Annotated in this window: 23 protein-coding genes and 1 tRNA gene; 13 read left to right on the plus strand and 11 right to left on the minus strand. The window is 63.0% G+C overall.

From position 1 onward, the window contains the following. Window positions 1-7: 7 nt before the first annotated feature. Window positions 8-541, minus strand: coding sequence for a phosphoribosyltransferase (locus ABUH87_RS07350; RefSeq protein WP_367771921.1), 534 nt, complete (start codon window positions 539-541; stop codon window positions 8-10). Between the two features lie 136 nt (window positions 542-677). Here ABUH87_RS07350 and ABUH87_RS07355 point away from each other — a divergent pair, with 136 nt between their 5' ends. The 4 genes from ABUH87_RS07355 to ABUH87_RS07370 are packed head-to-tail and all read left to right on the plus strand — an operon-like array spanning window position 678 to window position 3,337. Further along, window positions 678-1,094, plus strand: a complete 417-nt coding sequence (locus ABUH87_RS07355; protein ID WP_367772193.1) for a secondary thiamine-phosphate synthase enzyme YjbQ — start codon at window positions 678-680, stop codon at window positions 1,092-1,094. 37 nt (window positions 1,095-1,131) lie between these two features. Beyond that, on the plus strand, window positions 1,132-1,743 hold the full coding sequence (locus ABUH87_RS07360; RefSeq protein WP_367771923.1) for a carboxymuconolactone decarboxylase family protein: 612 nt from the start codon (window positions 1,132-1,134) through the stop codon (window positions 1,741-1,743). A 2-nt stretch (window positions 1,744-1,745) separates the two neighbouring features. Continuing rightward, window positions 1,746-2,579, plus strand: coding sequence for a cytochrome b/b6 domain-containing protein (locus ABUH87_RS07365; RefSeq protein ID WP_367772195.1), 834 nt, complete (start codon window positions 1,746-1,748; stop codon window positions 2,577-2,579). Then, complete coding sequence (locus tag ABUH87_RS07370) at window positions 2,576-3,337, plus strand: molybdopterin-dependent oxidoreductase (RefSeq protein ID WP_367771925.1); 762 nt, start codon at window positions 2,576-2,578, stop codon at window positions 3,335-3,337. The genes ABUH87_RS07365 and ABUH87_RS07370 overlap by 4 nt, the downstream gene beginning before the upstream one ends. 9 nt (window positions 3,338-3,346) lie before the next feature. On the opposite strand, the gene wecC is transcribed toward ABUH87_RS07370, so the two are convergent. Together wecC and wecB are read right to left on the minus strand one after the other, a co-directional pair. Then, a complete protein-coding gene (gene wecC / locus ABUH87_RS07375) occupies window positions 3,347-4,648 on the minus strand; it encodes a UDP-N-acetyl-D-mannosamine dehydrogenase (protein ID WP_367771927.1) in 1,302 nt (433 codons plus the stop codon). Beyond that, the gene (gene wecB, locus ABUH87_RS07380; RefSeq protein WP_367771929.1) at window positions 4,626-5,765 is read right to left on the minus strand and encodes a non-hydrolyzing UDP-N-acetylglucosamine 2-epimerase; all 1,140 of its coding nucleotides are present in this window, start codon (window positions 5,763-5,765) and stop codon (window positions 4,626-4,628) included. Before wecB ends, wecC begins: the two co-directional genes overlap by 23 nt. A gap of 331 nt (window positions 5,766-6,096) precedes the next feature. On the opposite strand from wecB, the gene dcd reads away from it, so the two are divergent. Next, on the plus strand, window positions 6,097-6,651 hold the full coding sequence (gene dcd, locus ABUH87_RS07385) for a dCTP deaminase (protein WP_367771931.1): 555 nt from the start codon (window positions 6,097-6,099) through the stop codon (window positions 6,649-6,651). 37 nt (window positions 6,652-6,688) lie between these two features. Here the strand turns inward: dcd and ABUH87_RS07390 are convergent, their stop codons facing one another. Then, the gene (locus ABUH87_RS07390; RefSeq protein ID WP_367771933.1) at window positions 6,689-7,135 is read right to left on the minus strand and encodes a globin domain-containing protein; all 447 of its coding nucleotides are present in this window, start codon (window positions 7,133-7,135) and stop codon (window positions 6,689-6,691) included. An 83-nt stretch (window positions 7,136-7,218) separates the two neighbouring features. On the opposite strand from ABUH87_RS07390, the gene ABUH87_RS07395 reads away from it, so the two are divergent. The 6 genes from ABUH87_RS07395 to ABUH87_RS07420 all read left to right on the plus strand — a co-directional run bounded on the left by ABUH87_RS07395 (window position 7,219) and on the right by ABUH87_RS07420 (window position 11,330). Next, window positions 7,219-7,641 carry an RrF2 family transcriptional regulator gene (locus ABUH87_RS07395; protein WP_367771935.1) on the plus strand — a complete coding sequence of 141 codons (423 nt, stop codon included), beginning with the start codon at window positions 7,219-7,221 and terminating at the stop codon, window positions 7,639-7,641. A gap of 67 nt (window positions 7,642-7,708) precedes the next feature. Next, window positions 7,709-8,284 carry a DoxX family protein gene (locus ABUH87_RS07400; RefSeq protein ID WP_367771937.1) on the plus strand — a complete coding sequence of 192 codons (576 nt, stop codon included), beginning with the start codon at window positions 7,709-7,711 and terminating at the stop codon, window positions 8,282-8,284. 82 nt (window positions 8,285-8,366) lie between these two features. Then, complete coding sequence (locus tag ABUH87_RS07405; RefSeq protein ID WP_367771939.1) at window positions 8,367-8,870, plus strand: nuclear transport factor 2 family protein; 504 nt, start codon at window positions 8,367-8,369, stop codon at window positions 8,868-8,870. Window positions 8,871-8,872: 2 nt separating this feature from the next. Beyond that, a complete protein-coding gene (locus ABUH87_RS07410; protein WP_367771941.1) occupies window positions 8,873-9,658 on the plus strand; it encodes an SDR family NAD(P)-dependent oxidoreductase in 786 nt (261 codons plus the stop codon). After that, window positions 9,655-10,131: a nuclear transport factor 2 family protein gene (locus tag ABUH87_RS07415; RefSeq protein ID WP_367771943.1), complete on the plus strand. Its 477-nt coding sequence runs from the start codon at window positions 9,655-9,657 to the stop codon at window positions 10,129-10,131. Before ABUH87_RS07410 ends, ABUH87_RS07415 begins: the two co-directional genes overlap by 4 nt. 182 nt (window positions 10,132-10,313) lie before the next feature. After that, window positions 10,314-11,330: an SDR family oxidoreductase gene (locus ABUH87_RS07420; RefSeq protein ID WP_367771945.1), complete on the plus strand. Its 1,017-nt coding sequence runs from the start codon at window positions 10,314-10,316 to the stop codon at window positions 11,328-11,330. A 182-nt stretch (window positions 11,331-11,512) separates the two neighbouring features. Here ABUH87_RS07420 and ABUH87_RS07425 read toward each other — a convergent pair whose 3' ends face one another. From ABUH87_RS07425 to ABUH87_RS07445, 5 genes are all read right to left on the minus strand, one after another. Beyond that, the gene (locus tag ABUH87_RS07425; protein WP_367771947.1) at window positions 11,513-12,991 is read right to left on the minus strand and encodes a methyl-accepting chemotaxis protein; all 1,479 of its coding nucleotides are present in this window, start codon (window positions 12,989-12,991) and stop codon (window positions 11,513-11,515) included. Window positions 12,992-13,124: 133 nt separating this feature from the next. Beyond that, on the minus strand, window positions 13,125-14,726 hold the full coding sequence (locus ABUH87_RS07430) for a methyl-accepting chemotaxis protein (RefSeq protein WP_367771949.1): 1,602 nt from the start codon (window positions 14,724-14,726) through the stop codon (window positions 13,125-13,127). A gap of 5 nt (window positions 14,727-14,731) precedes the next feature. Continuing rightward, on the minus strand, window positions 14,732-15,106 hold the full coding sequence (locus tag ABUH87_RS07435) for a hypothetical protein (RefSeq protein WP_367771951.1): 375 nt from the start codon (window positions 15,104-15,106) through the stop codon (window positions 14,732-14,734). A gap of 176 nt (window positions 15,107-15,282) precedes the next feature. Further along, window positions 15,283-15,358: transfer RNA gene (locus tag ABUH87_RS07440), tRNA-Thr, on the minus strand. A 235-nt stretch (window positions 15,359-15,593) separates the two neighbouring features. Continuing rightward, window positions 15,594-16,931: an amidohydrolase family protein gene (locus ABUH87_RS07445; protein ID WP_367771953.1), complete on the minus strand. Its 1,338-nt coding sequence runs from the start codon at window positions 16,929-16,931 to the stop codon at window positions 15,594-15,596. Window positions 16,932-17,199: 268 nt separating this feature from the next. Between ABUH87_RS07445 and ABUH87_RS07450 the strand changes: the two genes are divergently transcribed. Beyond that, a complete protein-coding gene (locus ABUH87_RS07450) occupies window positions 17,200-18,825 on the plus strand; it encodes a mechanosensitive ion channel family protein (RefSeq protein ID WP_367771955.1) in 1,626 nt (541 codons plus the stop codon). Between the two features lie 124 nt (window positions 18,826-18,949). Here ABUH87_RS07450 and ABUH87_RS07455 read toward each other — a convergent pair whose 3' ends face one another. Further along, window positions 18,950-20,155: a BaiN/RdsA family NAD(P)/FAD-dependent oxidoreductase gene (locus ABUH87_RS07455; RefSeq protein WP_367772197.1), complete on the minus strand. Its 1,206-nt coding sequence runs from the start codon at window positions 20,153-20,155 to the stop codon at window positions 18,950-18,952. A gap of 317 nt (window positions 20,156-20,472) precedes the next feature. On the opposite strand from ABUH87_RS07455, the gene ABUH87_RS07460 reads away from it, so the two are divergent. Beyond that, window positions 20,473-20,970, plus strand: a complete 498-nt coding sequence (locus ABUH87_RS07460; protein ID WP_367771957.1) for a DUF2062 domain-containing protein — start codon at window positions 20,473-20,475, stop codon at window positions 20,968-20,970. A gap of 39 nt (window positions 20,971-21,009) precedes the next feature. Here the strand turns inward: ABUH87_RS07460 and ABUH87_RS07465 are convergent, their stop codons facing one another. Beyond that, window positions 21,010-21,690 carry a Fe2+-dependent dioxygenase gene (locus ABUH87_RS07465; RefSeq protein WP_367771959.1) on the minus strand — a complete coding sequence of 227 codons (681 nt, stop codon included), beginning with the start codon at window positions 21,688-21,690 and terminating at the stop codon, window positions 21,010-21,012. Window positions 21,691-21,757 lie beyond the last annotated feature (67 nt).

Consider the following 21,757-nt stretch of genomic DNA (forward strand, 5'->3'; position numbering starts at 1 on the left):
AGCGGCGTTACCCGAGCCGCTCCGGCACGGACTGTGCCTCTTCAACGATTGCGCTCGCCTGCCCCACTGATTCCCAGGGGAAGACGAACCACCGTTTGTCCTCGGCCCGGTCGATCGTATCCGTCCAATAGTCGACGGTCGCTTTCGAGCGCTGGTTGTTGATCAGCACTGCGAAGCGCAAGTTGTCGTCGACGCAGCCACTGCTGCCGAGCAGTTCGCGAATGTAGGCGATCGTTCCGCCGCTGTCGTTGATATCGTCGACGAACAGCAGCCGTGTGCCCGCTGCGCTCATGCCGGCGACCTTCGCAAGCAGCTCATCGGCGAAACCCGGCACGCGTGCCGAATGGTCGATCGAGAGCATCGGCAGGCCGAGCTGATGGGAGATATATACGGCCGGCACGAGCCCGCCCCGACCTACCCCGATGACGAACTCCGGCTTCCACTCGCTCTGCGCGATCCGGCGCGAGAGGAGCCGTACTTTCGCGAGAAATTCCTCATAGTACTCAAGGTAGTGGAGTTCGGGCTGCGCGGTGTCGCTCATGATATTCCTGCGGGTGATGTTGCAGCTCCCGGTTAGCCGCGCATCGACGCAACCGCAATTGACCTAGGGTAGGGGAGCTGCGGCCGGCTCGGAAGCCTTGGTTGCCACGGAGCACGACAAGCGCCAGAAGATGGACATGCGGCAAGCTAGCTCGACCCTCTCCTTCGATACACTCGGACGTGGACTGACCGAGATCACCAGCGACGTGTCGGATTGGGTTGAACAGGCCGGGATGACGGATGGCCTTCTCACGCTTCTATGCCGCCACACGTCCGCCTCGTTGCTGATCCAGGAAAATGCTGCGCGCGCGGTGCGCGCGGACCTGCTCGCCTGGTTCGAGCACATCGCGCCTGAGGGCGATCACTATCGCCACGATGACGAAGGCCCGGACGACATGCCCGCGCATCTGCGAGCTACGCTCACCGGCGTGAATCTACAGATACCCGTGGCGAACGGTCGCATGAGGCTGGGTACATGGCAGGGCATCTACCTTGCCGAGCATCGTCGCAGGCCGCATCGTCGCGAAGTGGCGGTTCATATGATCGGACAGTAGGGTCGGGCCAATAAGCCGGACAGATAAGGGAGAGAGCATGAAGGTGGACTGGGACATTGCCGAGCGTGAACGACACGTCATCGGTGACGCGCCACGGATAGAACCGGTTGCGCCGGACGCGCTGGACCCGGCTTCAGTAGACCTGATCAACGAAATCCGCGCCGCTGCCGGGGCCGGTCCCGCCACAATCGTCCCGGAGTACATGCGTACGATGATCCGTCATCCGCGCGTGTTTCGCTGCCAGATGGAGCTGGGCACGGTGCTGTTCCAGGGCGCTATTCCCGCGCGGGAACGGGAACTGGCTATCTTGCGCGTCGGCTGGCTTTGCGGCGCGCCCTACGAATGGGGCCAGCACGTCGCAATTGCCAAGCGGGTGGGGGTCAGCGCCGAAGAGATCGAACGCGCCCGACAGGGTTCCAAGGCGGCGGGCTGGAGCGAGCATGAGCGGGCCATTGTCGCCGGCGTCGAGGAACTGCTGGACAACAAGGCGCTATCGGACGCCACCTGGAACACTCTCGCACAGACATGGGACGAGGAGCAGCTTATCGAGTTCCCCATGATGGTCGGCCAGTATGTCGCGACCGCCTACGTACAGAACACGCTGCGGGTGCGCATGGAAGGCGGCAACGAGGGGCTTGCGCGCAAGTGACTCTGTCGGAGACCGGTGCCGGACCAGACGAGGGCGATCTTGTCCGCCGGCACCGCCTCTCCACGCGAATCTGGCATTGGGTAAACGCTGTCACTCTCCTGGTCCTGCTGATGAGCGGGCTGATGATCTTCAACGCACACCCGCGGCTCTATTGGGGCGAGTACGGCGCGAATTTCGACTACGCCTGGCTTGAGATCGGCCAACGTGGCGGAGAGGGTTTCCTGAGGGTCGGTTCGGTCCAGGTGCCGACGACCGGGGTGCTCGGAGTCTGGACCGATGCTGACGGGGTGGAGCGCTATCGTGCCTTCCCGGGATGGGCGACCATTCCGTCGCGCTACAGCCTTGCCGACGGACGGACATGGCATCTCGCTTTTGCTTGGATCCTGGCGATCGCGCTCCTGCTCTATCTGGCTTGGTCGCTGCTCAACGGGCATCTGCGCCGCGACCTTCACATTTCAGGCACAGAGTGGCGGCCGGGGCATGTCTGGCGCGACGTGAGCGATCACGCACGCCTGCGTTTTCCGACGGGCAAAGCGGCGTTGCGTTACAGCTTCTTGCAGAAGCTTTCTTACGCGCTGGTGCTCTTCGTGCTGCTCCCGCTGATGATCTTCACCGGATTGGGGATGTCACCTGCGACCGACTCTTGGGCTCCCGTTGTGACGCAGCTGTTCGGCGGGCGGCAATCGGCACGCTCGGTCCACTTCATCTGCGCCTTGGGCCTGACCGTATTCTTCCTCATCCACGTAACGATGGTGCTGCTTGCGGGGCCATGGAACGAGACGCGATCCATGGTGACCGGCAAGTACCGGCTGCCGGGTGCGAGGAGGGATCGATGACGCGGCTTATCCTGTCTCGGCGCGCGCTTATCCGCACCGGGGCGCTAGGGGGCGGGCTGTTGCTCACCGGCTGCGACAAGCTCTACGAGCAACCTCGATTTCGTAGCGTGCTCGAGAGTGCCGAGGATCTTCATCGCGTTACGCAGCGCGCGCTCGGCGGGCAGGCCTTGGCACGCGAATTTGCAGTATCGGATCTGTCGCCTGTGTTCCGCGCCAACGGCAGCAGGGAGGGCGCCGGAGAGGACTACAAGCGCCACCTTGCGCAAGGCTTCGAGGACTGGGCCTTGCGGGTAGACGGGCTGGTAGCCCGCCCCCTGGACCTGCCCCTTTCCGCGCTGAAGGCGATGCCGCAACGGGCGCAGATCACCCGGCACGACTGCGTCGAAGGCTGGAGCGCGATCGGGCAGTGGCAAGGGCCGCAGCTCTCGCAGGTGCTTGAACTTGCGCAAGTCAGCCCGGCCACGAAGTACATCGTGTTTCACTGCGCGGACGTGCTGGGCGGAGCGCCGTATTACGAGTCGATCGATATGATGGATGCCCACCATCCGCAGACGATCCTTGCCTGGCGAATGAATGGTCGGCCGCTGGACGAGGCGCACGGCGCCCCGCTGCGGCTCAGGGTCGAGCGACAGCTTGGCTACAAGCATGCCAAATTCGTGATGCGGATCGAGGCGCGGGATACGCTGGCGGGGCTCTACGGCGGCAAGGGCGGCTATTGGGAGGATAGCAGCGGCTACGCCTGGTACGCCGGGATCTGAGGGGCTGCCTCAGCTGGCCAAGCGTACTACCTGCGGCTCTTCAAACACGACGCGGGGCTGGTCCGGCCAGATGCCGCGCGTGTCATAGACGAGCTTATTCGCACGTTCCGCAAGCGGCACCACGCGGAACACGTCGTGGTCGACCAGCACGATGAGTATGTCGCAGGTCTCCAGCGCCTCATCCACGTCAATCTGGACGGCTCCGGTGTCTGTGAATTCGAGAGGCAGTTCGCTCGCATACGGCTCAACGATGTGGATGCGCTCGCCGTACTTGCGGGCGAGACGCGCGGTGACGAAGCGGGCAGGGCTTTCGCGAAAGTCATCGATGTTCGCTTTGAAGGCCAGCCCAAGACACGCGACTTTTGTGCCTGGATTTGCTGCGACGAGTTCGTCCGCCTTCTGGATGACGTGGTGCATCTTGCCGTCGTTCACTCCGCGTGCGGTGCGGATGAGCGGCGTTTCCTCGGGCGCGCCGTGGACGATGAACCATGGGTCGACTGCGATACAGTGGCCGCCCACTCCTGGTCCGGGCGAGAGGATGTTGACGCGGGGGTGGCGGTTGGCGAGCCGAATGACCTCCCAGACGTCGAGTCCCATGCGGTCGGACACGATCGACAGCTCATTGGCGAAGGCGATATTCACGTCGCGGTAGGCGTTTTCGACCAGCTTCGTCATCTCGGCTGAGCGCGCATCGGTAGTGACACACTCGCCCCGCACGAAGCGCTTGTAGAAGGCCAAGGCCTTGCGGGCACAGCGAGGGGTGATCCCGCCGATCGAACGGTCGTTATTCGTCAGCTCTTCAAGAATTCGGCCCGGCAGAACGCGTTCCGGGCAGTAGGCAATGGCGATGTCCGGCGTCTCGCGCGTGAGACCAGGTACTCTAAGGTCAGCCCGGCGCGCGGCAATCAGATCGCGGAGGTGTTCGGTGGTGCCCACGGGAGACGTGGACTCAAGGATCACGACGTCCCCGCTCTTGAGCACCGGGGCGATGGCCTCGCCGGCTGACAGGACATAGGAGATGTCCGGCGCGTGGTCCTTGTCGAAGGGCGTGGGCACCGCGATCACGAAAACGTCCGCAGGCGCAACTGTCGTGGAGGCGGAGAGCAGCCCGCGCGCGACGACGCCTTGCACCAGTCCGTCGAGGTCGACTTCCTCGATGTGGATCTCGCCACGGTTGATGGTGTCGACGACGCGCTGCGAAACGTCGAGGCCGCGCACCTTGCAACCTGAGCGGGCGATTACCGCCGCAGTGGGAAGTCCGATGTATCCAAGGCCGACAACACAGACGTCAGGCTTCGTGTCCGATTTCATTGGCGAGCAGCTCCACGATGCGGGCCGAGCTGCGTCCATCCCCGAACGGGTTGTGGGCGCGGGCCATGGCCTCGTAGGCCTCGGTATCGTCGAGCAGGGTTGAAATTTCGGTAACGATGGCGGCGGCATCGGTCCCGACCAGCTTTGCGGTGCCGGCTTCTACCCCTTCGGGCCGCTCGGTCGTCTCGCGCATCACGAGCACCGGCTTGCCCAAGGCGGGTGCTTCCTCCTGCACCCCTCCGCTGTCTGTCAGCATGATCTCAGCGATATTCAGCAGCCGTGCGAAGTGGGGATAATCGAGCGGTTCGATGAGGGCGACGTTTTCCAAGCCGCCAAGGCTTTCGTTCATGACCTTCCGCACGTTGGGATTGAGATGAACGGGGAAGATGACAGCGACATCGGGGCGCAGCGCGATTTCGCGAATCGCTTGGGCAATTCCCTCCATGCCGCCGCCGAAGTTCTCGCGCCTGTGACTGGTGACGCCGATGATCCGCTTCCCGACGAAGCGCTGCTCCAGTTCTGCCAGACCGCTCGCCAGCGACGGTTCGGCCTCGATGCGCGCTGTCACCCAGTGCAGCGCATCGATAACCGTGTTTCCAGTCACGTGTACCCGCGCGGGGGGCGCATTTTCCTTCAGCAGGGCAGCGGCCGCCGTCTGAGTGGGGGCGAAGTGCAGGCTGGCCATGGCGCCGATGATCTTGCGGTTCACCTCCTCTGGCCAGGGGTGATAGATGTTGTAGCTGCGCAGCCCCGCTTCCACATGATCCACGGGAACCTTGCGGTAGTAAGCTGCCAGAGCGCCTGCCATGGCCGTTGCCGTGTCGCCCTGAACGATGATCCGGTCGGGTTTTACCTCGTCCATCACTTTGCCCAGGCCGGTCAGCAGGTTCGCAGTCAGCGCGTCGAGCGTCTGGTCCGGTTGCATCACGTTGAGATCATGATCCGGCTTGATTCCGGTGATGGTAAGCACCTGATCGAGCATCTGTCGGTGCTGGGCCGAGACACACACGACGCATTCAAACCGGTCATCCGCTTGAAGAGCGTGGACCACGGGGAAGAGCTTGATGGCTTCAGGGCGAGTGCCGAAGATGACCAGGATGCGGGTGCGTGCCTTCATGCGATGGCGATAACAGCGCGGGGTTAAGCATGGAATAAGGGTACATGAACTCACGTCAGAGACTGAGCGGACGTGCCCCGAAGGAAATCTCCAGCCGCAAAAAACGCGGCCAAGACGTAATCTTAAAGCTTTGTGCAAGGAGACAGGGGCGAGCGCCATGCTCGTGACTGCTGGAGGCGCAGATGCGGGTCATCACTTGCCTTCCGCCTCGCAGGCCGAGACCCGCCACGCTGTCGCAGGTTAGCCGGGTTCAAAAGAGGCGCAGCCAGAGCGGTGGACAACAATCGCAACATGCTTGCCCCGAAGGATTTCATCGGGAATCCCGCCCGCCATGGCAATTCTGAGTGACAAGTGGATTCGCGAGCAGGCGCTCGGCACCCGCATGATCGAGCCGTTCGTCGAAGCGCAGCGGCGGGACGGCTGCATCTCCTACGGGCTCTCGTCCTACGGCTATGACGCTCGAGTGGCCGACGAGTTCAAGATATTCACCAACGTCGACTCGGCTGTGGTCGATCCGAAAGACTTTGCCTCGAACTCGTTCGTTGATCGCAAGACGGACGTCTGCGTCATTCCGCCGAACTCCTTCGCGCTGGCCCGCACGGTCGAGTACTTCCGCGTGCCGCGCGATGTCCTCGTGATCTGCCTGGGTAAGTCGACATATGCCCGCTGCGGCATCATTGTGAATGTCACGCCACTGGAACCCGGCTGGGAAGGGCACGTAACGCTGGAATTCTCCAACACAACGCCCTTGCCGGCCAAGATCTACGCCAACGAGGGCGCTTGCCAGTTCCTGTTCCTGCAAGGCAACGAGCCGTGCGAAGTCAGCTATGCTGATCGAGCCGGCAAGTACATGGGCCAGCAGGGGGTAACTCTACCCAGGCTGTAAACCGCTCCTGCACTGGCAGAAGCGGTTCAGGCGTGCCCTAGGCGGCGCGCTTTTCGTATTCTTCGCGTTCCGCGGCGATGAGGATGTCCGCGAGCATCCAGTATGCCTCACCCCAGGCGGCCAGCACTTCGTCCGTGGCGACCTCTTCGCCCAGGACTTCCCGCACGGCCGGTAGCAGTGCTTCGGCGACGAGCGGATAGTGTTCGGCCTTCACGCCGGTCTCTACGTGGCGCGCGACCATGCGGTTCACTGCAGGGCCCAGGTTCTGCAATTTGTCGATGTTCTTGGAGTACGCGAGTATCGCGGCGGCCAGGCGCTTGGGCTGTTCTCCGCTCTCCTGCGCGGCCTGATCGAACATCGCCTTTACCTCGGGATCCTGGAACAGGCGCCGGTACATGGCGGTGGTGATGGCAACGCCATGCTGCTCGATCGCGGGTGCCGTCGACTTGACGATGGCTATCGATTCGGGGCTGCAGGTGCGCATGGCTCATCTCCTTTATTGTGGTACTTAATATACCGGTATTATGTTTGCTTGTTTTATGCAAGGCGGGAATTCATATTGCCTGTATGCAGTTGACGCAGCACACCGACTACGGCTTGCGGCTCCTGATCGTGCTTGCGCGGGCAGGGGGCGAACCAGTGGCACTCACGCAGTTCGCGGCCGAGCAAGGGCTTTCCTATCATCACGTCGCCAAGGTCGCGCAGAAGCTTGGGCGTGAAGGCTTCATCGTCAGTCATCGTGGGCGCAGTGGCGGCGTTTCGCTCGCGCGGCCTGCCGAGGACGTGACAGTGGGGCAGGTCGTCCGCACGCTGGAGAGCGGAATGCGCATTGCCGATTGCAGCGGCTGTGCCCTTCGTGCGGACTGTGGCACCAGTTCGTTGCTGGCTCGTGCGCTGGCTGCGTTCATGGAGGTTCTGGACGGCGCGACGCTGGCAGAGGCCGCCAAGGCCGGCAACGCCCATATGCCCTGGGCCCTGGTTCCCGCCTGAGCCTTCGGGAACAATCCCTCCTGCTGATGCTTCTTTGGCTGGCTTTCCAAGGAAGGAAGAGGCGGGCATGTCTAAGATCGCCGCCATTATCGGCCGCGTGCTGATCGGTATCCTGTTCATTGCTAGCGGCATCAGCAAGCTCCTGGACATCAATGGGACCAATACGATGATCACCTCCGTCGGGTTGCCCGACGGACTTGCCGTACCAGTCGCGCTGTTGGAATTGATCGGTGGGCTGTGTCTTGCGGCCGGCTTTGCCGTTCGCCTCGTGGCGATAATCCTGGCCCTCTTCACGGCAGCCACGATCCTGTTTTTTCACAACAGGTTCACCGATCCCAACCAGGCTGTGGCCGCGCTCAAGAACCTCGCGATCATCGGCGGTCTCGCACTTGCCTTCGCGCACAGCCAGATGTGGTGGCACTATTACTCGATCCGCACTGCCCGGGAGGGCGAACTGGCGACGCGCGATGCGGAACGCCGCGTGCATGAGGCTGAACTGCGCGCCGCCAGGGCCGAGGCAGCGGCCGAAGCGGTCTCCGCTACAGTCGCGACAGCCGCCCCAGAGACACACCTTCATACCAACACGGCGGGCGAGCACAGCACCCACGTGGCGACGAACCGGCGCCGCTGGTTTGACTGGTAGGTCTGCCCCCAGACGGGAACTTGCCTCGCTGCGCACCTTGCGCTGAACTGCTGTTCAGGATGCAAAAAAGGTTGGGGGAACAATGCCCGAAGGCTCAGTTGAGGCGCGGCTTGCCGCTTTGGAGGCGCGCTGCCGCAAGGCGGAAGACCACTTGGAGATCCTCAATCTCCTGAACACCTACGGGCCGCTCGTCGACAGCGCCACGGCAGAGGCGGCGGGGGAGCTCTGGGTGGAAGGCGGCGGGTACAGCTTCACCCTTCCGGATGGAGGCACGAAGCGCCTTTCGGCTCCAGACGAGATCGCCGGAATGTATCACTGGGAAGGCCATCTTGAGCTGGTGAAGACCGGCTGTGCGCATCTCACGGGTACTCCGAAGATCAGCGTCAAGGGGGATGAAGCTGAGGCGGTGGGCTACTCCGTCGTCATTCTTAAAGAGGAAGATCGCTGGTTCCTCTGGCGTGCTGCGGTCAATCACTGGACCTTTCGGCGAACCGGCGAGGGCTGGCGAATTGTCGAGCGTTTCAATCGCGCTCTCGATGGCAGCCCTGAAAGTCATGCGACCATGCGAAAGGTGACGGGCATATGAGCATGGCAGGAAACAGGCGCTTCGAAGGCAAGGTGGTGATCATCACCGGCGCCAGTACCGGGCTCGGCCCAGTGATGGCGAAGATGATGGCACAGGAAGGCGCGCGGCTCGTACTGGCGGCACGACGACTGGAACTTGTCGAGCAGGCCGCCGCCGCAATCGGGCCAGATGCAGTCGCAGTGCGTGCGGACGTCACCAGTGAAGAAGACGTGGCAGCCATGGTAGATGCGGCAATGACCCGTTGGGGTCAGGTCGATATCATGATGAACAACGCTGCCGTGCCGGGCACCGACAAGTTCATCTGGGAGCAGACGGTCGACAACTTCCTCGATACCTACAAAGTCGATTGCATGGCAGCGATGCTGTGCACGCGCGAGGTGCTTAACCGCTCGATGATGGAGCGCCGCACAGGTTCGATCGTGAACTTCTCGTCCAGTGCCGGGTGGGACGGAATGGTCCGCAAAAGCCACTATTCTGCCGCCAAAGGAGCCCTGCGCATCCTCACCAAGACAATCGCCCGCGAGGTGGGGGAGTACGGCATCCGCTGCAATTGCGTTGTCCCCGGCGCGATCGGGACGGATCTGATGATCAACTACATGAAACGCGTGGCGGAAGAGCAGGGCAAGAGCGTGGAAGAAATAGAGGCGAGCATCGTCGCGCCCTTGCCGCTCAAGACCTTCTCCACGCCAGAGGACGTTGCCCGCATGGCGTTGTTCCTCGCGTCTGACGAGGCGCGCACGGTTACCGGTCAGTCGATCAATGTCGATGCCGGTTTGGTCATGTCATGACCGTAGAGGACCTGCTCGCGCGTGAAGCGATCCGCCACGTCATGGCGAAGTACACAACGTCCGGCGACCGCTTGCGGGTGGATGAGTTCGTGTCCTGCTTCACCGAAGATGCTGTAATCGAAAGCGAGCATGTACCGGCGGACCGGGCATTTCGCTATGAGGGCAAGGCCGCGATCCGACAGTGGCAGGAGCGCTGGCTGGCGGGCGAAGGCGCCACCCACGGAGCTACGTTCGTGCGGCACCACCTCTCGACCTGCCGGATCGACCTCAAGGACGCGGACAATGCCGAAGCGCGGACCTACTGGGTCGCCTGGACAGACATCGGCCCGGATCATTCCGGCTATTATCTCGACCGGTTCCGCAAGTCCGGCGAGGAGTGGCTGATTGCTCATCGGCGGGTGCGGATGGATTGGGAGGCGCCCGATAGCCTCTTCCGCAGTGCGATTCCCAACTCGCGCAGCGGCTGGACCTAGACTGCAGCGTTTAGGCGAAGGCGGCGAGCTCACTGGAGAAGGAGGTCGGCGGAACGGGTACAAGGTCGCGGTATTCGGGGGTAGATGGCTCGACTTGATCTAAACGCGCGTGCCAAGCGGATCGCACTTTGACAGTCTATCGGAGAAGGCGGTGCCGCACTGGCGCGTCATGGGAGTTCGGTATGACCACATTGAACCGTCGTCAGATCTTGGCTGGCACCGGAGCCACGCTCGCGGTGTCCATGGCATCGGTCCCCGCGACCGCGGCAGCCGTAACGGGTTCCTCTCCCGACCTTGCAGGCAAGAGCATCCTGATCACCGGCACGTCGTCTGGTTTCGGCCGCCTTGGCGCGCTGATGTATGCCCGTCGAGGCGCCAGGGTGTTCGCCACGATGCGCAATCTGCCTCGGCCTGAAGGAGCCGAGCTGGAGCAGATTGCGCGCGACGAGAAACTGGACCTCACCGTGCTGCCGCTGGATGTCCTGTCAGACGCGCAGGCTGCGGCGACGGTCGCGGAGGTAGAGCGCAGGCTCGGCGGTCCGCTGGACGTGCTGGTGAACAACGCCGGAATCGTCATCTCCGGACCAGTCGAAGTGCAGGACTTGCTGGCGGCGCAACTGGCGTTCGATACCAACGTCTTCGGTTACCAGCGCATGGCGCGGGCAGTTCTGCCCGGTATGCGCCGCAATAAGTCAGGCTTGATCGTCAATGTCTCGTCTCAGCAGGGCCGGATCATCATGCCCGGCATGGGGCTCTACTCGGCCACGAAATTCGCGGTGGAGTCGATGAGTGAGCAACTGGCTTACGAACTCGCCCCTCACGGTATCGAGGTGGTCATCATCCAGCCGGGTGGTTATCCAACGGACGTGGGGGAGAACCGCGCTCGCTACAACGCTGCGCTGCTCGCCCGTGCAGAAGAAAGGCATACGGCAGGCTATCCCGCGATGGTCGCCAGCATGACTCCTGCACCGGGTGCAGGCCGCGCCTCTGCTGCGGCGACGGCCAGACCCGATCCCGCCGACGTGCCGCGCGCCATTGCCGAGATCGTCGCGATGGCTCCGGGAACCCGGCCCCTGCGGCGGCCCGTGCACCCCGCTCCCAAGCCGCAGGAGGCGATCAATCGCGTGTCTGCCGAAACACAGCGCGCGCTGCTTGCCAACGGTCCTCATGCCGAGGCGGCGAGGGCGGTGCTGGACTAAGGAGGGCTCTTCCGGAGCGCGTTTGATGAACTGCGCGACACGGTGAGCGGCTTTCTGCCGCTGCTCGAGGCGGTCAGCGCATGGATTTCTTAGGCTACTGGAGTCTCAAGGCTTCTGTCGGGTGGCCTTAGGACGGGCAAGGAGGTGGCTTCGGCCGCTGCGGTCCGAAGCCACCGGGCACTTCAGGCGATCATCTTCAGAGGCGATTGCGCGGCCTTGCTCTGTCCGACGGCTGACAGGTGCGCGCGCTTGCTGTCCCTGACCTGGAATCGGGTCGCCTGTTGGGACAGAAGCTGTACCTCGTTGGTCAGATTGCGTGCCGCGGCAGAGGTTTCCTCGACCATTGCGGCATTTTGTTGCGTCGATTTGTCCATCGAGCTGATCGCTGCAGATATTTGGTTGATGGCCGACGACTGTGCCTGGTTGTCTGCCGCCATGGTGGCGAGCAGTTCGTGCACCTGACCCACTCCGCCCGAGATTTCAGCCAGTGCGCCGTCCACCTTCTGAACGGCTTCCACGGCGGTGACGATGTCGGTCTGGGTGACCGTCAACTGGCTGCGAGCCCGCTGGGCCTCTTCCTCTGCACGCATGGCCAGAGCAGAGACAAGGTCCGCCACGACGGCAAATCCGCGTCCGGCATCACCAGCCCGCCCGGCTTCGACGGCTGCATTCATGGCCAGAACGCGAGTCTGGAACGCGATTTTGTCGAGCCCTTCGATGACGCCGTCGATCCCCTTTGCGCTTTCCGATACGCGGCTCATCGCCTGAACGGCAAGGTCCGCGACCGAACGCCCCCCGGAGACCGTGGCAATCGCTCCGTCGGCCGTTTGCACCGTCTTTGCTGCGGCCTCGGCGGTCGCCATAAGACGCTGGTCCATCATGGTGATTGACGCTGCCGTTTCTTCCAGGCTGGCGGCGTTGCTCTCTGTGCGTCGCGCCAGATCCTCCGATGCAATCGCGATTTCGCCTGACCCGGCGCGTATCTGATCTGTGCTTTCGATCACCGATCCGATCAACTCCCGCAGGTTGGCCACTGCGCTGTTGTAGTTGTGCTCCAGCGCGGCAAATGCCTCGGGCAGTCCGGCAAGATCAGCCGACATGTCCCCTTTCGCGAGGCTCTCCAGCGCGCCCGTCAGCTTCTCGACAGCAAGGGTCCGATCCGCCTGCGCCTGCTCGAAGTAGATGGAGACCGACAGGTCCATGTCGAGCAAAGCCGCCTTCATGATCGCGATGCTGACTTCCTGCGCGTCTGAGCGCCCGAAAAACGCACGCACGCGTCCCATTAGCGTCTGCTTGCGCGCCAGACCTCTGAGCAGGTCTTCGAGCACGAGGGCGTAGGCGCCAATATACCAGCGGGGTTCAAGGCCAATCCGTGCGTGTACCGAGCCGATGCGGCGAACGCTCTGGTAGAATTCGTCGTCGAACTCTCCGTCGGCGATATGAAGCCAGTGCGCCTGCTGCGCAGCCTTGGCTTTCTGCATGTGGGCACCGTCGCGGAAGAAGGCGGCGGTCACGGGCGTAGCCCGGGCCTGACTGTAAAAGCGTTCGAGCGCACCGCCGATCAGGGCGCTGATCTGCGGCTTGAGAGCAGCCACGCGCCGTCGCTGCTCAGCTCCGAATGCCATGAAGGACAAACGCGAGCTGATCTCCGTGTTGGACATTTACCTGATTTCCTCTTGCCGGGTGGCTGATTGCTTCGCCACGCTTCGACGACCACGTCCTATTCTAGATGGATGTTTCCCGGCCGCGTGCGCCGGGCTAAATCATTGATTCCGAATTGGTGAGACAATGCACTCAGAATGCCATCCACTCTCCAGCTGACGAGGCCGCTGGTCGGGGGGCAAGAGCAGCGAGACGGTGCTTGCTGATGGCAACGGGAAGGCGAGACACCGCGCTACTCTCTCCTTCGACAACGAACTCCGCGGCGTGCGCAGCGAGATCCGCGACTTCAGAACTGAGGTTTCGCGCGGCGGCGGACGTTTGTTCGACCATCGCCGCGTTCTGCTGCGTGGCCTGATCCATGGCGACGATCGCGGTTCTGACCTCGCCAATGGTCGCCGCCTGTGCCTTGTGATCGGCGGCCATGTGACGAACCAGGCTGTTCACCTCGTCCACATCCGACACGATGGCTCCAAGAGCCCCGTCAACCTTGCGCACCATCTCGACAGCAATCGCGATGTCCGTCTGAGCCGTCGTTAGCTGCGTGCGGGCTCGTCCTGCCTCCTCTTCGGCGCGCATGGCCAAGGCCGAGACGAGGTCCGCGACCACGGCAAAGCCGCGTCCGGCCTCGCCTGCCCTGCCGGCCTCGACTGCGGCATTCATGGCCAGGACGCGGGTCTGGAAAGCGATCTTGTCCAGCCCCTCGATCACATCGTCGATACCCTTTGCGCTTTCGGAGACGCCTGCCATCGCCCGAACGGTGTCGTCCGCCGTTGATCGGCCGGCAGCAACAGTCTCCAAGGTCCGTTCCGCGCGCTCAAGCGTCTGTTCAGCCGCGGCGACACCGCTACGCAGCCTGTCATCCATTTGCGCGATGGCGGTCGATGTCTGTTCCAGTGTTGCGGCATTGGCTTCCGTGCGGCGAGCGAGGTCCTCGGAAGCCTGGGCAATCTCCCGCGAGCCGCCGTCGATTGCGGCGGCCTTGTCTCCCAGCCGGCGGATTAGCAGGCGCAACGATGAAAGCGCCGCGTTGAAGTTGCTCCGGAGACTGGCGTAGCGCGCGGGGAATACGTCCTGAACGTCGCGGGAGAGATCGCCCTTCGCGAGCTGCATGAGACTCGTCTCCAGGTTCTCGATAACCGTTGTGAGTTCCTGCGCCTGGCGCTCGCGTTCTGCGTCCAGTTCGGCCTGAGCCGCAGTCCGCTGCTGTTCGCCTTTTTCAAGCGCGGTGAGCAGAGCGACCACTTTTTGCGCAACCCAGATAAGGGTGGCAGCCTCGGCAAGCAGAATAACCGCGTGAAGCAGAATACGCGTGAAGGAACTGTCTCCTGGGAAGACCCAGCTTGGCACCGCCATCCCCAGGATCAGGTGATGAACTGCAATGATGGCGGTTCCGAGCGCAATCGCCCGCCAGTCGCATAGAATAACCACCATCGCCAGGACGGCGAAGAACACCATGTGCAGGTCCAACTGCCACGCCGTACCCTGAAATACGAAAAGCATCAGGGCCGGGAGCGTCGCCACGCTGGCAGCGGCCGAGAGGCGCGCCGCAGGATCGGTTCTTCCGCTTCCGGCGGCCAGGGCAGGGAATATTGCGAGACCTATCGCCAGCAGGGCGGCCAGGGTTGCGCCGCTCGGAGCGATGATGAAGGCGCCTGCGACGGTGATCGCGGCCAGGGCGACGCCCACGGTGGACAGCACGCGTATGGCCGTAAGCCGAAGAAAGTTCAGATCCACTGCACTCACCTCAATTGTTGTGTGGCTGCGCCGCAGCCTGCCCAGCTGGCGCGGATCAGGATGGCGCCATTCCTGATCGCCGGGAGCCAAGGGGCACCGTCTGCGGCATCGATCAGGAAAGACCCGGCAACGGGTCCCGGTCCAACCAGCTTGGCCCCGCTCTCACGCAGCCAGGCAGTCGACGCGCGAGCGCTGGAAGGAGCAAGCGGCAGGACGAGCATGCGGCTCTCGTCGGGTAGAAACACGATCGCAGGCGCCAGCGCGACGAGCGCAAAATGGATATGATTGCCCCATCGCTTCAGGGGGCGCGCCTGCCGCTTGCCGAGAGCCTCCATTGTGCGCGTCCGATACTCTCCAAGACCAATGACGGCGCACTGCACGCAGCACGCCCGTGATCATTATAGCTGCAGGGCAGACGGGTCGGCGTGTGTGCTGCCTCAGGAATAGTACGGAGTTGCTGTCACCAAACGAGACGCAGCGCGCGATGCAGAAGGACAGACGAAAACCGCCGACCGTCGCATGCGCGGTTGTCTATGGTATCGTGCATCTACTGGAGTGGTGCCGCTTACAGGACTCGAACCTGTGACCCCCGCATTACGAATGCGATGCTCTACCAACTGAGCTAAAGCGGCGCGCCTAGGTTAGACCATGGGCGAGCGGCGCGTTTACCGGCGGGCAACGGGTCGCGCAAGACCTTTATGGCGGTGACAGCGACGCTCTTGCCTTGGAGGCGAAGCTAGTTGCTGGAGTGCCTGGAGAATCGGGCGCTGCGAGCGGACGAATGGCAAACAAGAATAGGGCCGGACCGTCTTCGCTTGGGTGAAAACGGTCCGGGGGGCAGAGCTCAAGATAACCTGCGCACTTTCCTTATTGCGCGGCTTTGTGAACGAGGCCGCGGCGCATCACAAAGTTCACGTTCTGCAGCCGGGTAATGTCCTCCAGCGGTGAGCCGCTGAGTGCAATGATGTCTGCGTCCTTGCCCGGTGTGATCGTTCCGATCGAGGCCGAGCGGCCCAAGGCTGCCGCTGCATTGACGGTAGCGGTCTTGAGCGCTTCTGCGGCCGACATGCCCGCGGATGTCAGCAGGGCGAACTCCTTTGCATTTTCCGCGTGCCGCGACACACCGCTATCGGTGCCGAACGCGACCTTCACCCCGGCGGCGATCGCCTTTTGGTGGCTGGCGAAAGCGGCTGCTGCAGCTTCTTCAGCCTTGGGGATGACGGCGGGAGGAAGCATGCCGGCGCGTGCCTGCTCAACAGCCGCGCGCGGAGCCATCATCGTCGGCACCAGCCATGTGCCGTTTGCCTTGAACAGCTTGATCGCCTCGTCGTCGAGGAAGGAGCCGTGGTCGACAGTATCCACGCCTGCCGCGATGGCTGCTTTGGTGCCGGCTGCAGCGTGGCTATGCGTGGCGACCTTGCGGCCTAATCCATGGGCTGTGTCGATGATCGCGCTCATCTCCGCGTCGGTCATCGCGCGGCCAAGCCCTCCAGAGACGTTTGAAAGCACGCCACCGGTCGACATGTACTTGATCACCTGTGCTCCCAGCGCGACTTGCTGCCGCACTGCACGGCGGCATTCATCTGGACCGTCGCAGGTGTTGATCGTGTGCTGGTGGATCGCATCGGCGAACTGTTCGGCAATGCCGTTGGTGGGATCGCCATGACCGCCCGAGACGGAGATGGGGTTACCGGCGTTCACGATCGTCGGCCCGTCGATGTCACCACGCTCCACCGCCTCGCGCAGGGCGCGCATGCCCCGGGCGTTGCCGCCCAGATCGCGCACGGTGGTGAAGCCCGCGTCGAGCGTTGTGCGTGCGTTCGCCACAGCATGCATCATATCATCCGCCTCGTCGCGGTTCATGGCTGTCAGCCGGTCCTTGAGCGGGTCGCCTCCGATGCCCCAGAGGTGAACGTGCATGTCGATCAGGCCGGGCAGCACGAACTTGTCGCGGAGGCCTACGACCTGAGCGCCCGGCGGAGGCGTTGCGAACCCGTCGCGCACTTCAGCGATCTTCTCATTGCGGACGACAATGGTGCTGGGACCGCGCGGTGGCTTGCCCGGTTCGGTCAGCAGGGTCCCGGCGTGGACGTAAACGAGCGTGTCCGCCGCTTCTGCTGTCTGCGCCGAGGCGAGTGCACCAGGTTGTGCCAAGGCCGGTGTGGCGAGAGCGAGTGAAAGAGCAGCTGAAATGGCGTTGCGCATCTGGATCCCCTTTGTTGTTGAAGGGGATGCCTTCCAGCACCCGCACGATCAAGCACCGCCTTCGTTCCCATGCACATTCTGCGGAGGTTTTTGCCTTTTGACGGTTGAAAAGCACCGGCAACCCGCGCCATGGTCGGCGGCGCTCGCCCCTAGGGGCATTTCATGCGCCATGCTCCCTGCCGGACAATGGCCGAAGATGAGAGCCCGGCTTGGCGGTTCGCAGCAAGCAGGCGAACTGAGGTGATCCGATTCCAGGAGTTTTTCTTTGATGACACGTTCTGCATGTCGCTGGTGGGCGGCACTGCTGATGATCCTGCTGGCTCCGCCGGCGTTCGCCCAGCTGGTGCCAGCCTCTTCGGACGGAGCGGAGGAGACCGAGGAAGCGGTACCTGCGGATTCCTATGGGCGGGAAACTCCCAGAGGTACGGTTTCAGGGCTGCTCGCGGCCATGGCCGAGCGCGACTATGCAAGAGCTGCGAATTACTTCGAGGCAAAAGCGCGTGGCGAGCAGCTTGCGCGGCAATTGCAGGCGGTGCTGGACGCAGGCGGAGCGCTCCAACCCTTCGGTGCGCTGTCCAACGAGCCAACCGGTGTTCTCGAGGACGGTCTCGACCCTTCGCGTGAGCGCGTGGGCGAGCTGGGCAATGCCGAGCAGACTCCCATTCTGCTGACCCGCAGCATCAACGACGACGGAGCGGAAGTCTGGCGTATTTCGCGCAAGACGTCGGCCGCTGTACGCTCCATGCGCCCCGAGATCACGCCAGACGGGGAGAACGGTACGGAGATTGCCGGCGCATCCTTGCTCGACTGGATGAAGCTGCTGGGCATCGCGGTGCTGGTTTTCTTCGGCTTCCACCTGATCAACGCGGTCATTCTGGCGATCGTGGGACGGGTTATCCGGGAGCGGGAGCAGAGCCCGGTATACCGGTTCGCACAGGCTGCAATGCCGCCGCTCAGTCTTCTGTTCTCGACGATCGTATTCCAGCTCTGGGCGCGCACCTTCCCCGTCTCGATCGTGGCGCGCCAGCTTCTGCTGCGTTACGTCGGTATCTTCGCCTGGGTGGCACTGGCGTGGTTCCTTGCTCGACTCATCGATGCGGTGGCGAAGCTGATGATCAGCCGCATGGAGGGGCAGGAGCGACGGCAAGCGGTGTCTGTCCTGGACCTGTTGCGGCGTGCGGCGAAGATACTCCTGCTCTTCGTTGCTGCGGTGGCAATCCTGGATACTTTTGGCATCGACGTGACAACGGGTGTCGCGGCACTGGGTATCGGTGGTATCGCGCTGGCGCTCGGGGCGCAGAAGACTGTCGAGAACCTCGTCGGCAGTGTCACCCTGATCGCAGACAAGCCAGTTCAGGTGGGTGACTTCTGCAAGGTTGGGGATGTGGTCGGAACCGTTGAGGACATCGGCATACGCTCGACCCGTATCCGCACCCTTGAGCGCACGGTTGTGACGATACCCAACGGCGATTTCTCATCGCGCCAGATCGAGAACTACGCGAAACGTGATCAATTCCTCTTCAATCCCGTGATCGGTGTGGAATACGGGATCGGCTCGGCCCGGCTGCTGCAGGCGGTCGAGACCATCGAGAAGGTGCTGCACGATCATCCGCGAATCGTCGAGCCCGGTGCGCGTGCGCGGTTCACCACTTTCGGAGACAGCTCGCTGAACATCGAAGTCTTCTCCTACATGGAGGCGGCTGACTATGACGAGAGCCTGGTGATCCGGCAGGACCTGATGCTGACGATCTTTGCCAGATTGGAAGAGCTGGATGTGGGCATCGCATTCCCGACGCGGACCCTGCACATCGTGGCAGGCGACGCCGCCGCTGGAGAGGGCAAGCGCAGCGGTCAGGAAGCGCCGGCCCTGCCCATAGGCGGGGCCGATGAGTAACGGAGCGAGCAGGCCTGGAGCTTTTCCACTTGGTTGGAAAAGCTCCGGTTCCTTTGCCGCCGCGCGGGTTGATGTTGAGCCTCGTGTGTGGCTCGGTCCCGCTTCACCCCCGAGGGCTGGATGATCAGGCCTTGGTAAGGGCCTGACCCGCGGCCCACCCGCTCGCCCAGGCCCATTGGAAGTTGTAGCCCCCCAGCCAGCCGGTAACATCAACAGCCTCTCCGATGACGTAGAGGCCCGGTACGCGCGTTGCCATCATGGTCTGCGAGGACAGATCCCGCGTTGCAACGCCGCCGGCGGTAACCTCGGCCTTTGCGAAGCCTTCGGTCCCGTTAGGAGTGAATGTCCAGGCAGTGAGATGCGCCTGCGCTGCGCGCAGTGACTTGTCAGAAACGTTGCCCAACTCTGCACCAAGGGACCGCGCCTCTTCCGCCATCCGATCTGTCAGCACTTCGGCAAGCCGCACCGGTAGCGCGGAGGTCAGCGCACGGCGCAGAGTCGTGCGTGGCTGCAAACGCTTCTGGTTGAGCAGCCACTCCGCCTCGACGTCAGGCAGGAAGTTGACGGCTATCGCAGTCCGATGCTGCCAATAGGAAGAAATCTGCAGCATGGCTGGTCCTGACAGGCCCCGGTGCGTGAACAGCGCGGCCTCCCGGAAGCTTGTCTTGTTGCAGCTGACTTCGACCTGGGCCGACACTCCTGACAAGCTCTGGAACAGGGCGTCCTCGGCGCCGAGCGTCAAAGGGACGAGTGCAGGGCGCGGCTGTACCACGGAAAGCCCGAACTGACGCGCGACATCGTAGGCGAAACCCGTGGCGCCGAGCTTCGGAATCGACGGGCCGCCCGTTGCGAGGACCATGGAAGGGGCGGACCAGGTCCGCCCATCGACCGTCACGCGATAGAGGCCATCCGCATGATCGATGGCGCTGACCGGGCTGCCGAGCAGCATTGTCACGCTCGCGGCCGTGCACTCTTCGGAGAGCATGGCAACGATCTGTCGCGCCGAGCCGTCGCAGAACAATTGGCCGAGTGTCTTCTCGTGCCAGGCTATGCCGTACCGTTCGACCAGCGCGAGGAAGTCGTGCGGCGTATAGCGGCGCAGCGCCGACTTCGCAAAGTGCGCGTTGGCTGACAGGTAGCGATCCGGCGCAGTGTGCAGGTTGGTGAAGTTGCACCGTCCGCCGCCTGAAATGAGGATCTTGCGCCCCGGCTCCGGAGCATGGTCGATCAACAGCACGCGCAGTCCACGCGCTCCTGCTGTCGCTGCGCACATCATGCCCGCGGCGCCTGCGCCAAGTACGATCGCGTCGAAGGCGTCAGGCGCATTCATTTGGAGGAACTGTGATTTGGATTTGGCGGTGCATTCATCGGTGCCCTCTACCGAATGCATCGCCCTTAGACGAGCCTTGCCCGAACGGTGCCCGCGAAAGACGTTGCGCACCCGTTCTCCAGTGCCGCTATCGCCATCCGGGGCGGGAATGCCTACATGGGGCCTGCCGGACGACGACGTTCGCGAGGTGTTAATTGTGCTTCAGCCAATAGCGTAGCCGACTCGCTTGCGTGCGAAGTGTATGCAGGCGTGTCAGCTATACCGGATGAAGCGGCATGCCTTGCGTGCGCATAGCGGGAAATGCAGGTAGATCGGGAATGAAGACGCGCGAGGCCCTATTCCAGAAATGGTGGATCCGGCCCTTTGCGCATCTGCTTGGCCACCCCAGCCTCTGGCACCTCAATCGCAGGAGCTTGCCTCGGGGAGTCGCGCTGGGCCTCTTTGTCGGCTTCCTCATACCGTTCGGCCAGTTCGCGCTTGCGGCGCTGCTCGCGGTCCCGTTTCGCGCCAACGTGCCTACTGCCGCATCGGCCACGCTGGTGACCAATCCGCTGACGTTCGCGCCGATCTACTTCGCGGCCTTCAAGGTGGGAGGCATGCTGCCGATCGCCGCTTTCGGTTCGGGCGCTGCCGATGCGGATTGGCTGTCGGCTTTTCTCCATGCGTCCGGCGCAACTGCAGTGGGGCTGCTTATCTTCGCAGTTGTGTTCGCGACGCTCGGCTATGCGATCAGCGCCCTGTTCTGGCGCTTTCGTCTGGCGAAACGATGGAGCCGCAGGCCCGCCGCCGCAGAGCGGCTGACGCAGACTATTTAGAGCATTCTAGGATGACCGATTAAGCCACCTGCGCCTTACCTAGATCTGGGACCACTGCCGCAGGAGGTTGTGGTACACTTGCGTGAGCATGTCGACGGAGGGATGCTCCGGATGATCGCTGGCGAGTGACTGGATTGCGCCATCTAACTCGAAAACCAGGCGTCTCCTTTCGGGCGAGGCGATGAAGCTCTGAGTCCAGAAGAATGATGCAAAGCGCACGCCGCGCGTGACGGGTTCCACCCGGTGCAGACTGCTGCCGGGATAGACGATGAGGTGCCCTGCAGGCAGCTTCGCGCGATGCGTGCCGAACATGTCCTCGATGACCAACTCGCCCCCATCGTATTCGTCCGGATCGCTCAGGAACAGCGTGCTTGAGACGTCAGAGCGCAAGTGTTCGCCAGTGCTGCCGACGGGGAAGATCGCATTGTCCACGTGGTCGCCGTATTGTCCCTGTCCGTCATAGCGCGAGAAGCGCGGCTGCAGTACGCGATTGGGCAGGGCGGCTGCGATGAAGAGCGGAGTTTGAGACAGCCGGGCCAGGACGCAATCGGCCAGTTGCCTCGCCAGGGGATGCTCCAGTGCCAGCTGCTCGTTTTGCTTGACCCTTCCCGCGCGATGACCGGCGGTCGCGCGTCCGTCTGTCCAGTCGGCGTTCTCCAGGGCTGCGCGCATGTCCCGCACTTCCGAAGGTGCAAACAGCTCTGGAATCTCGATGACCATCGTTTCTTTCTCGGCGGTTGATGAGGCGCAGGCAAGACCGGCTCTATAAACGCGAAAGCCCGGCCGC

Origin of the sequence: Novosphingobium rhizovicinum (genome assembly GCF_040813635.1) — a bacterium.
GTDB classification, from domain to species: Bacteria; Pseudomonadota; Alphaproteobacteria; order Sphingomonadales; family Sphingomonadaceae; genus Novosphingobium; species Novosphingobium rhizovicinum.